This is a genomic window from Candidatus Merdisoma sp. JLR.KK006, from assembly GCF_036941035.1.
In the GTDB taxonomy this organism is placed as follows: Bacteria; Bacillota; Clostridia; order Lachnospirales; family Lachnospiraceae; genus Laedolimicola.
In genome coordinates, this window is the sequence record NZ_JAYMNS010000006.1 from 92017 (window position 1) to 104243 (window position 12227).

Sequence of the window (12227 nt, forward strand, 5' to 3'; positions counted from 1 at the left end):
ATCTAAAAAGGTAGTTGTTTCTGCAGAATAGAAGAATTATGGAAAGAAATATATTAAATATTATCAATAACTAAATTATTATTGAACTGGTAGGAAAAGAGGGGACTAGATAAAAGAAAATTGTTGATATTTCGTAGAGTACCTTACTCTACGATGGCAGGAGAATCATTCTTCTGCCATTTTTCTTTAACATCATAGCACATTTAAATCCAAACGTAAATATTTTTTCGTGTCTGCTGTATTTTTTGTATGAGTTTCTTGTGATAATTCATATTTTACTCTAAAGTTTGTCTATTTTTCAATAAAAATATTCTATTTTATTCCTTTAATTGTAAAAAACAGGGCAAAAATTTCGTAGAGTAAGGTACTCTACGAAATTTCACCCCAAAACACACTTCCACATCTGAGGTGAAGAATCATGTCAGATCCCCAGAACCAATATTTTGTACTGACCCTGCCCCTAAAGCCAGAGCTATGGCAGCAGGACATTCTGGAAAAGCGGTTTGAGATTAACCGTCAGATTTATAACGCATTACTTGACAAAGCAATAAAGCAGTATAAGCAGATGGCTCAAACCAAAGCATACAGGACAAACCAGGAAAAGCTGCTCCATACAGCCGAAAAGGAAGAACGAAAGAAACTTCTGCAGGAGCGGGATGCCCTCGTAGAAAAGTACCAGCTCCGGAGCTATGACATCTGCAGAGAAGCAACCCAGTATCGTCAGCATTTCAAGGAGCACACCGACAGCCCTATTGCCCAGAACTTGGCCAGTGAGGTCTGGCAGGCCATAGACGGGTTGGTGAAGGGTACAGCCAATCAGGTGTATCCAAAGAAAAAGGGGCAATTAAAGACCCTTTCAGGAAAAACAAACCGTTCCTCCATCAAATTTCGGGAGGACAGCCTTGTGTGGAAGGGCCTGAACATTCCTGTGGACAAAAGAAAGCTCACATGGTATGAGGAGCAGGCATTAAAGCAGGAAATTCGTTACTGCAGAATCAAGAGAATAGTGATTCGGGGAAAAGACAGATACTTTCTGGAGATTGTTCTCAAAGGAAGAGTACCGGTAAAAGGAAGACCGGAAGCATCAGGAACCGTAGGGCTGGATATCGGTCCGCAAAAGCTGTCCCTTGTATCACAGAACAACACTTCCGTATATATCCTTCCCATTAAAAACCAAGGGCTGGAATTCAGGAAGCGGAAGCTCAGCCAGTATATGGAGCGCAGCCGAAGAAGTATGAATCCGGAGAACTATCATCCCAACGGACGGATCAAAAAAGGAAGTGCGCATTGGGTTTATTCCAGAAATTATCTAAAGGCAAGGCAGCAGTATCAGGAACTGTGCCGGAAGCAGACCGCAATACAGAAGCAGGCCCAATACAGGCTTGCCGGAAAAATCAGTTCCAGCGGAACATGCTTTTATATAGAAGAAACAGGTTCAGTAAAGGCGGATGAAGTGAAGATAGATTCATCCTACAGAATGAATACAGCACCGTCCAGGTTTCTGAAGATTTTGGAATACAAGCTAAATCAACAAGGAAAACAGCTTCTGTTTTAATCATAACAGAGTTGTGATAGATAGGTGGTCTTGAGGCGGGCCGATATCCGTAATGGATGAAAGCCTTCGCGAAAAAGGATTAGGGCAAAGGTACTTCGGTTCTTTGCAGAAGCCTGGCAGCGGAGGACCTTCTGCGAAAGCTTTTGCAGAAGAGCTTCGGTATAGAATATTTATAAAAAGACAAAATCTTAAGCTTTAAAATCGTCGCATTGCCGCGTTTTAAAGGGTGAGAGGTTATCATGTGTATTTGCGTCAGCATTTTTTATGCTGATATGGCGAAGCTTACCCTTTTTTACATGGTAAAATATTTTGGAAATTCTTTAAGACGTATTTTTGCGGCTGATTTATGCCGAATGTACCGAAATTTTGGTACAATAGGTTTTTGAGAATGCATAGATAAAGAAAAGGGTAAAAGTCATATGTGGTACGTGATACAAGTCAGAACCGGAACAGAGAAGGAGATTATACAGCAATGTCAGACTGTGATTCCTGAAGAGATTCTGGAAAAAAGCTTTCTTCCCTGCTTTGAGGAAATGAAGCGCTATAAAGGTGCCTGGCATAAGGAACAGAAGCTTTTGTTTCCTGGGTATGTATTTCTGATTAGTGAAGATCCAGAACAGCTCTATCGGAAACTGAAACAGGTCATAGGATTGACAAAGCTTTTAAAAACAGGGGATCAGATTATTTCACTTACTGAGACTGAGATTCAATTTTTGCTGGAATTTGGCGGAAAAGATCAACTGGTACAAATGTCAATCGGTTTTGTAGAACAGGAACAGGTGACTATATTGGATGGCCCGCTGAAGGGTAAGGAAGGGTATATAAAAAAAATAGACCGCCATAGACGGGAGGCCAAGCTGGAGATTCCTATGTTTGGCAGGATCCTGGATGTAAAAGTGGGCTTGGAAATCATAGCAAAGATGTAATAAGCTTCAACAGCTTTATTGTATTGTAACTGTTAAGGTACTGAACAGTTATATAAATAAAATCATAATTAAGTAAGCCGTGGAATTATCTGCGGCCTATTTTTATGTGGGGCAGTTGCAAAATGAAGGAAAGAAACAGTAGAATAACGAAAAGAATAATAGGTGCAGCAATAGTCTTAAGCGGAGTATATTTCCTTATGAGGGCAGCTGCAAAGAAAAAGACGGAGGGCAGAGAGATAGATGCCGGCAATCCATATATTGACAGAACAGAACTGCCCTTTTCTTCCGCAACGATTTACGAGCAGACATTTAAACCAATCCTAGATAAAAGCCTTGCATTCGCAGGTCTTGTAATCTTATCTCCCATTTTTGCCGCCATATCTATTGCAATTTTTATAGATGATCCCGGGGCAGTATTTTTTACTCAGAAGCGTGTAGGCAAGGACAAAAGGTTCTTCTGCCTCCACAAGTTCCGGAGTATGAAGATGTCCACCCCCCATGATGTACCAACGCACCAGCTGAGCGATCCGGAGCAGTATATTACGAGAGTGGGAAGGGTGCTGAGAAAAACCAGCCTGGATGAGCTTCCGCAGATCTGGGACATTTTCAGAGGGAAAATGAGCATCATAGGCCCACGGCCTGCTCTGTGGAATCAGGAAGATCTTGTGACAGAGCGAGATAAGTACGGGGCCAACGGAGTACTTCCCGGCTTAACCGGCTGGGCGCAGATTAATGGCCGGGATGAGCTGGAGATATTCCAGAAGGCAAAACTGGATGGAGAATATGTGAGACATTTAAAGCAGGGCGGAATAAAGGCCCTGTTTTTTGATGTGAGGTGTTTCCTGGGCACAATAAAATCTGTTCTTGACAGCGATGGCATTGTAGAAGGAGGGACAGGAAAGCTGCATAAAAGTGCAGGAGTAAAAGATGGAGTAATCCGGGAATTTGAAGATTATGGCTATAAAAAAGAATTTTGTATAGACAGAACGCTATGCAAACGCATCTTAATTATCGGAGCAAACAGCTATATAGGGGAATCCTTTGAGTCCTATGCCAGAAAATATTATGGCGGGAATTTCCTGATAGATACAGTAGATACCATGGACAACAGTTGGAGGGAGGCCGATTTTGGTTCCTATGACACTGTATTCCATGTTGCCGGAATCGCACATGCGGATGTGGGAAATGTGGATGAGGCTACAAAGCAGAAATATTATGCGGTGAATACGGATCTGGCAATAGAGGCGGCAAGACGTGCCAGGGACGCAGGTGTAAGGCAGTTTGTATTTATGAGCTCCATGATTGTTTATGGTGAGGCGTTGCCTTTCGGCAAAGAGAAAATGATCGATGAGCATACGGTTCCGGCTCCTGCGAATTTTTACGGGGACAGCAAATGGCAGGCGGACCGGGGTGTAAGGCAGCTGCAGGATGAGAATTTCTGCGTGGCAGTGCTGCGTCCTCCCATGATCTACGGACCGGGAAGTAAGGGGAACTATCCCACTCTGGCAAAGCTGGCCAAGAACCTTCCGGTGTTCCCGGCTGTTAAAAATCAGCGTTCCATGCTTTATATAGACAATCTCTGTGAATTCCTGTGTCTGCTTATGCTGAGCGGAGAGGGAGGAATTTATTTTCCACAGAATGAAGAGTACACAAGTACATCCGAAATGGCGGAGCATATTGCAGATGCTGTGTGGCATCCGATCCGGGTGACAAGGCTGTTCAATCCGGCAGTAGCAGTTGCTTCTCGTATCCCGGGAAAAGCGGGCGGACTGGTGAATAAGGCGTTTGGAAACAGTACCTATGCCCGGAAACTGTCTGTCTATAAAGGAATGGATTATTGTGTCAAGGATTTGCGGACATCCATAGTGGAGACGGAAGCATAGTAGTTGGTAAAAAAGGAGCATAACAAAAATTGCAGACCATATGGATTATTGATCATTATTCATCGGAACCAATATACGGAGGAATTTCCCGCCAATACGATTTTGCAAAGGAGTTGGGACGGCGGGGATACCATGTAGTTGTCATTGCATCAGGCTTCTGCCATTTTACACACAGTTATATTTCGGAAAAACCGGTAAAGGTCAGCGAGCTGGCAGAGCATGTTCACTATATTTATTTAAAAACAAGCAGTTATGAATCCAACGGCGGACTTGGACGCGCCAAAAATATGCTTGATTTTATGAATAAAGTTATGAAATATGAAGGCATTATTGCAAGACGCTATGGAAAGCCGGACGTTGTGACCGGCTGTTCTGTGCATCCTCTGGCCTGGATTGCGGCATACCGGGCAGCCAGGAAATACAAGGCCCGTTTTGTTGCGGAGGTTCGGGACTTCTGGCCGAGAATCTGGGTAGTCAGCGGCGACAAAAAGGCTATGGATCCCATGGTGATATTTTTTGGCATGATTCAGAAATGGGCATTTAAGCATGCGGATCGCATTATTTATTCCATGTTTCATGGAGATAAATACATTTGTGGAGAATTAGGGATTCCGCGTAGCATGGTGTACTTAATAGGGCAGCCTATGGATTGCTTAAGGTTTGATGAAAACCGTGAAAAGACAGAATTGCTGCCGAAGGAGGTGCAGGAATTTATCAGAGATTCCTTTGTGTGTTCCTTTGCAGGCTATTACATGACTTACGAGGGCGTCTATGTGATGCTGGAGGCGCTTAAAATATTGGAGTCAAAGGGGCTGCCTGTCAAAATGGTCTTTGTAGGATCCGGTCAGGAGAAGGAAGGAATGGAGAAATATATCAGAGAAAATCATCTTCACAATGCCCTGGTATATGGCAGGATCCCCAAGGAAGCCGTGCCGGCGCTGATTTCCCACTCTCATATCTGCATGGCGCATTTGGAGGTGGAGGGGCACAAAGAGGTTTACAAATACGGCGTTTCAAAGAATAAGGTAAATGAATATCTGTATTCGGGCGCATGTACCCTATATGGCTTTCTGTATAAGGATGACGAGGTAGCCGTGAGCGGAGGCGGAATGATGTTCGAGCCCTATGACGCAGAGGATTTGGCTCGGAAGATTGCGTATCTGTATCATTTGCCGGAAACGGAGCGGCAGCAGTACGGCATCAGAGGCCGGGAATATATCAAGGCGAATCATAGTGTGGAGGTTCTGACAGATCGAATGCTTGAGGTATTGTTCGGATGAACGGGATAGAAAAGACATGGCTGTACTGGAATACGGTAAAAAATCTGAAACCGGTCCAGATAAGACATCAGATAGAAAATCGGATATGCAGGGGCAGGAGAAGGAAATATCTGGACAGCGTAAAAGCACTGCAGAGGCCGAAGAATTGGAGTGAGATGAATCTTCTTATTCCGGAACTAGACTGTGATCCCGATTATTTGCAGAGATTTCCTAAGGACAAGCTGCTGTGCAATGAGGTTGAACTTCTTCACGAGTCTCACAGGATAGAAAAGGAATGGAGGGTTCTGAATGCTTCTCATTTATGGAACTACAATCTTCATTACCTGGAATTTTTGATTCCATTGGCAGTGAAATACAGTGATACAGGAGAAGAGGCCTATTTTTTAAAATGGAAGGAGTTCATGGAGGGATGGTTAAAGCAATCCTCCAATGACAGCTTTGAGCCCTATACCATATCCATGCGGATTCCCAATCTGTTGATTTGTATGGAGTTGTTGAGAGAAAAGCTTCGAAATACAAAGCTAGAGTCAGAAATGATGACGTCTCTTTATCAGCAATACAAATATCTCATAGGGATGCAGGAGAAGGCGCTTCTTGCAAATCACTATTTTGAAAATTTAAAAGCTGTCGTGATATCCAGTCTCCTGTTTCAAGAGACAGATATCTATCATAAATATTTTGACCTGTTACTAAAGGAGATAGAGGAACAGATTCTAAGCGACGGGCTTCATTTTGAAAGAAGCCTTATGTATCACAAAATAATTCTGGAAGATATTCTGCGTGTGCATGCGGCATTAAACAGCACAGGGCACAGGGCGGATGCAGAAAAGCTTGTTCCTGCAATTTTGATGATGGCATCAGCAATGAGGAAGCTGGAAGAGGGGTTTGAGAGAACGCCTCTTTTTAATGATGCCGGAAATAATGTGAGCAAGAACAGGGATGCCTTGCTTCAGGCTGTAACGAGATATTGTACAAACAGCGCAGCAGTCTGCCCATACGAAGGCTTTGAGGTCTCCGGTTACTATAAACTTGTCCACGGAGATACGACACTTCTTTTTGACTGCGGTGAGATCGGCCCATCTTACATGGGCGGACATGCCCATAATGACTGTCTTAGCTTTGAATTAAGTGTCTGTGGAAAGCCCTTATTTGTCAACTCCGGTACGGGACAGTACCAGGGAGGGCTTCGCTCCTTTTTCCGCAGTACGGCGGCTCACAATACGGTCATGATTGATGACCGGGAGCAGTCGGAGCTGTGGGGAGAGCACAGGGCGGCGAGACGGATAAGAAAGGTGAAGGGGGAGGCAGGAGGCGGCATGCTGACAGGCCGGTTCCAAAGCTTCCGGGGAGATTTCTTCCGAAGAAGCCTGAGGTGGAAGAAGGAAAATGAAAATGTTCTTGTGATAAGGGATGATATCGGAGCCTGTGATAAGGAAAGGCATATGGCCAGAGTTTTTCTTCATCTTGCGCCGGGATATTGCTATAAACGGGATGGGAAGAAGATAGCGGTTCTGGAGGGGGAAGCGGTTCGGGCTGTTATTAAGCTTCCTGCGAAGTGCGACTATCTGATTCACAAAGAAGGAACGATGACAAATTATGCGGAGGATTTCGGGGAATATCAAAAAAAAGAGGTTCTGGAGATCCGGGCGCAATTTGAAGGCAGGGTTCAGCTGAAGCTTGAAATAGAAATAAGCCTTCATACGTTTGCTGATAGATAAGCATCCACCAGATGCATCCGAAATTCCAGGGCAGGATTTCATGCGGTGGTTGTTCTCCGTGAACAAGGTGAGTATTCCCTTGTCCGCAGGGGGCGGTTTTAAGAAAGTGACAGGAGAGTGAGAAACAAATGGTTAATGTAATCGGATTGGGATATATTGGACTGCCTACGGCCTTGATGCTGGCATCCCATGGAATAGAGGTTATCGGCACGGATTACAACGAAAGGCTGGTGGAAACGCTGAATGCAGGGCACACCACCTTTAAAGAGGACGGTTTGGACGAGCTGTTTAAAAATGCTGTGGAGTCTGGTATTCGATTTACAACAGAGTACCAGGTGACGGACACCTATATTGTTTCGGTTCCCACGCCTTATGATAAGTTTTCCAAAAAGGTTGATGCCTGCTATGTAGCGGTGGCGGTGAAGGATGTATTAAAGAAAGCTCCGAAAGGGGCTGTTATCGTCATTGAATCCACTGTTTCCCCCGGGACACTGGACAAATTTGTGAGGCCGGCAATGGAAGAGGCCGGGAAGGTGATGGGTGCGGATGTACATCTTGTCCATGCGCCGGAGCGGATTATTCCGGGAAATATGGTTTATGAATTGATTCATAATAACCGTACCATCGGAGCAGATGACAAGGTAATAGGAGAGAAAATAAAATCCATCTACGCTTCCTTCTGTCAGGGTGAAATTGTGGTAACAGATATCCGGACAGCGGAGATGACAAAGGTGGTGGAAAATACATACCGTGCGGTCAACATTGCATTTGCAAATGAGCTGGCAAAAATATGCCGGCATGACAACATGGATGTGTATGAGATTATCCGCATCTGCAATATGCACCCCAGAGTGAATATTTTACAGCCGGGGCCGGGTGTGGGAGGTCATTGTATCTCCGTGGATCCGTGGTTTCTGGTGGGAGATTACCCAAGCCTGGCAAAGGTTATTGACGAATCCATGAAGACCAATGACGGGATGCCGGATTTTGTGCTGAACCGTATCTATGAGATTATGAAGGAAAATGGAATCACAGATGCAGCACGGGTTGGACTGTATGGGCTGACTTATAAGGAGGATGTGGATGATATGCGGGAATCTCCGACGTTGCAGCTTCTGGAATCTCAGGAACGGCATCTGGCTTCGGGGCTTAAGGTTTATGACCCGTTGATTTCGGAAGATATGGTGCCGAACCAGTATCACAGTCTGGAAGAATTTCTGGATGGGGTGGATATGGTGGTTGTTATGGTGGGGCACAAGGAGATTAAGGAGAATATGGATAAGCTTAGAGGGAAGGTTGTGTTGGATACGCGGCATATCTGTGGGCTTGATAAGGTTTATCAGTTATAAATTGTATTTTACGAAGCTTTTATGGAGAGGATTAGAACTTTGAAACAGCTATTTTTATCGGTCAGCGACGGCTCCGTGAATGTTGCAGAAACACCGGCGCCTACAGTAAAAGAAAATACGGTTATTATTGAAACATTATATTCGGTGGTCAGCGCAGGAACCGAGCGCTCCCTTACATCCTTCGGCGGAAAGAATCTGATTCAGAAAGCCATGGAACGGCCGGATCAGGTGAAAAAGGTTACGGAGAAAATGTCTACGGACGGCATTCTCACAACAGTAGAAGCAGCCTTTGGAAGATTAAAGGATCCGATGCCTATGGGCTATACGGCTGTAGGCAGGATTGTGGAGATTGGAAAAGGTGTGACAGAGGTTGCCGTAGGAGATACGGTTGCGGCTGTAGGACAGGCCTATCACAGCGAAGTGAACCGAGTTGGGAAAAATCTGGTGGTTAAGGTCCCGGATGAAGTAGAGGATCTGAGACAGGCGGCATTTTCCGCATTGGGCGGCATTGCTTTAGAGGGCATCCACCAGGCAGAAGTTGTTCCGGGTGAGAGTGTTGCGGTTGTGGGATTAGGCCTGCTTGGACATATCACGGCGAGAATTCTGGATGCGTATGGATGTGATGTGATTGGATTTGATGTGGCAGATAAGACATTGCCGGATACCAGATTGAAGGCATTTGTCAATTCTACAGATGATCATGCAGCAGAGCTGGCACGTTCTCTGACACAGGGCAGAGGCGTGGATAAAGTGATTATCACAGCGGCAGCGGATTCCAATGCACCAATTGATCTGGCAGAAGAAATCACCAGGGACCGCGGGACGATCTGTATGATTGGCGTGACCAGGATGGAGCTTGACCGCAGGCCGTTTTATCAAAAAGAGCTTAGCTTTAAGATAGCCAGATCCTATGGACCGGGGCGGTACGACAGCAGCTATGAGGAGGACGGAGTTGATTATCCTATTGGATATGTGAGGTTTACAGAGGGGCGGAATGTAGAAGAATTTCTGCGTCTGCTTGCCACAAAGCGGCTGACTATAACTGATTTGATTACTCATACACTTCCGTTTTCGGATGCGGCAACGGCCTATGAAATGATTACGAAAAATCCGAGGCAGGAAAAGTATATTGGCGTTGTTTTAAAATATGAGGAAAATGCGGCAAAATGGGACAGTGTGGTAAAGAATGAGGAAGCTGTAAATAAAAGGATTGCAGATAAGAAACAGCTTAACCTTGGCTTAATAGGTGCAGGATTGTTTGCCAGGACTACCATGCTTCCGGTGATGCGGGCAGGCGGTCTGTATCATTTTAAGGGGCTGGCTACTACTGGAGGAATTGCTTCTGCACAGGCAAATGAGGTATTTCCTTTTGATTATACCACCAATGATTATCGGAAGCTGCTGGAGGATGCAGATATTGATTTAATTGCTATTTCTACCCAGCATAACAGTCATGCAAAATTTATTGTAGAGGCGTTGTCAGCCGGTAAGAATGTCTATGTAGAAAAGCCGCTGTGTCTGACTTTGGAGGAACTGGAACGGATTGAGGGGGCTTATAGGAAGAGCACCGGAGAATTGTTCTGTGGGTTGAACCGGAGGCATGCACCTTTGATCAAAGAGATTAAAAAAGAGCTCCAGACCGATAAAATCCCGGCAGTGTATGACTATATTGCCAATGCCGGGTATATTCCGCCAGAGCACTGGACTCAGGATGAGAGCAAAGGAGGCGGGCGAATTATCGGGGAGGCTGTGCATTTTATAGATACCATTCAGAGTCTGGATGGGAGTGAACTGGTGGAAGTGAATTTGTCTTTTGCGGCAAATCCGGCTTATCCCAAAAAGGATAATGCGATTATCAGCCTCCGCTTTGCTTCCGGCGCTGTGGGGACGGTTCTTTATACTTCCATGGGCAGTAAGAAGTACCCAAAGGAGCAACTGCGGGTGTTTAGCAATGGCTCTGTGTATGTGATGGATAATTATGTGGGGCTTTCAAAGTATGGGAGCAGTAAGAAGAAGGAAACGAAGCTTAAGCAAGATAAGGGAATTGGGGATGAGTATCGGTATATCTTTGATGTGGTGAACGGGAAGAGGAAGAACAGGATCATCAGAGATGTATTTGTAAGTCACAAGTTGTTAATCAAAGAATTGGAGAAATATAAAAATGGATGCAATGAAAGTATATAACAAATTTCCGATAGCAGGACAGAATCTTGCCTGTACAGTACAGGGAGAATTAACCAGAAGAAAGCGCTATAGCGCTTATTTTGAGAAGAAGCTGGAGCAGTATAAAAAGACAGGAAGATATAGTCTGGAGCAGGTAAAAGTATATCAGGATAAGCGTTTGCGGAAGCTGGTTGTACATGCTTATGAGACAGTTCCTTATTACAAAAAGGAATTTGACGAATGTGGCTTTAATCCCTACAAATTCCAGCATGCAGATGAACTGGCGGTTTTGCCGATTATCACAAAAGATGTATTAAAGGATCATATTCAAGAGTTTATTTCAACGGCGAAGTTGCCGTCGAAAACATTTATACACCTTACAGGGGGTACGACAGGCAAATCGCTGACTTACTACACCACACTAAATGAGCAGTCAGAGCAATGGGCGGTATGGTGGAGATATCGCAACAATCTTGGAATAGCAAGAGGCGAATGGTGTGGGGAATTTGCCAGTAAGCTTGTTGTGCCTATTAGCCAGAAGAAGCCGCCTTATTGGAGGTATGATCATGCAGAGCACAGACTTTTTTTTAGTCCTTATCATCTGAATGAAAAAACGGTGAGGGATTATGCAGAGGGGCTGATGAAGGTTAAATGGCTTCATGGTTACACTTCAAAGCTGGCGGATATGGCTTATTGGCTTGTGAAAAGCGGGATTAAGATTCCGATGAAATATGTAACAATCGGTGCGGAAAATATGTATGATACGCAGAAGAAATTACTGGAGGAAGCTTTCGGAACTAAGGTTTATCAGCATTACGGTTTGACAGAAGGATCGGCTAATTTTTCACAAGGCCTGGATGGAACAATTCGTGTAGATGAGGATTTTTGTTATGTGGAATTTATAGAAAATGAAACGGATTGTTCGATTGTAGGGACTCCGCTTCATTATTATCGTATGCCTCTGATCAGATACGGCACAGGAGATTATGCGGAACTTTCGGATAAGCAGGACGGTAAGTTTAGAATCGTAAAATCACTGCATGGAAGAGACAGTGAGTTTGTCACAACAAACCAGGGAACAAAAGTGACTGCTGTTGAGTTTGATGAGGAGATATTTGCGAAGGTGAGTCACATGGCGGAGGCACAGGTCGTTCAAAGGTCGAAGGATGAGCTGGAGATAAGGGTGATAAGGCTGGAAGGGTATACACAGGCAGATGAACAGGTGCTTTTGCGAAGGCTGAAGGATGTTGTAGGGGAAAGTATGAAATATAAGTTTGTTTATCCTGAAAGTTTGGAGAAAGGGAAGAATGGGAAGTTTCGGTTGATTGTTACGTAAAACAGATAAAGTTATGT

Annotated in this window: 8 protein-coding genes; all 8 read left to right on the forward strand. The window is 44.6% G+C overall.

Features of this window, described 5'->3' with window-relative positions:
* Positions 1-418 precede the first annotated feature (418 nt).
* The gene (locus VSQ61_RS07135; RefSeq protein WP_334343751.1) at positions 419-1555 is read left to right on the forward strand and encodes a hypothetical protein; all 1137 of its coding nucleotides are present in this window, start codon (positions 419-421) and stop codon (positions 1553-1555) included.
* A gap of 419 nt (positions 1556-1974) precedes the next feature.
* Positions 1975-2481: an antiterminator LoaP gene (gene loaP, locus VSQ61_RS07140; RefSeq protein ID WP_334343752.1), complete on the forward strand. Its 507-nt coding sequence runs from the start codon at positions 1975-1977 to the stop codon at positions 2479-2481.
* A gap of 197 nt (positions 2482-2678) precedes the next feature.
* On the forward strand, positions 2679-4364 hold the full coding sequence (locus VSQ61_RS07145) for a sugar transferase (protein ID WP_334343753.1): 1686 nt from the start codon (positions 2679-2681) through the stop codon (positions 4362-4364).
* Positions 4365-4393: 29 nt separating this feature from the next.
* Positions 4394-5644: a glycosyltransferase family 4 protein gene (locus tag VSQ61_RS07150; protein WP_334343754.1), complete on the forward strand. Its 1251-nt coding sequence runs from the start codon at positions 4394-4396 to the stop codon at positions 5642-5644.
* Entirely contained in the window at positions 5641-7362 is a 1722-nt protein-coding gene (locus VSQ61_RS07155) for a heparinase II/III domain-containing protein (protein ID WP_334343755.1), read from the forward strand. Before VSQ61_RS07150 ends, VSQ61_RS07155 begins: the two co-directional genes overlap by 4 nt.
* Positions 7363-7490: 128 nt before the next feature.
* Complete coding sequence (locus VSQ61_RS07160; protein WP_334343756.1) at positions 7491-8711, forward strand: nucleotide sugar dehydrogenase; 1221 nt, start codon at positions 7491-7493, stop codon at positions 8709-8711.
* Between the two features lie 39 nt (positions 8712-8750).
* On the forward strand, positions 8751-10895 hold the full coding sequence (locus VSQ61_RS07165) for a bi-domain-containing oxidoreductase (RefSeq protein WP_334343757.1): 2145 nt from the start codon (positions 8751-8753) through the stop codon (positions 10893-10895).
* A complete protein-coding gene (locus VSQ61_RS07170) occupies positions 10873-12210 on the forward strand; it encodes a phenylacetate--CoA ligase family protein (protein ID WP_334343759.1) in 1338 nt (445 codons plus the stop codon). Before VSQ61_RS07165 ends, VSQ61_RS07170 begins: the two co-directional genes overlap by 23 nt.
* Positions 12211-12227 lie beyond the last annotated feature (17 nt).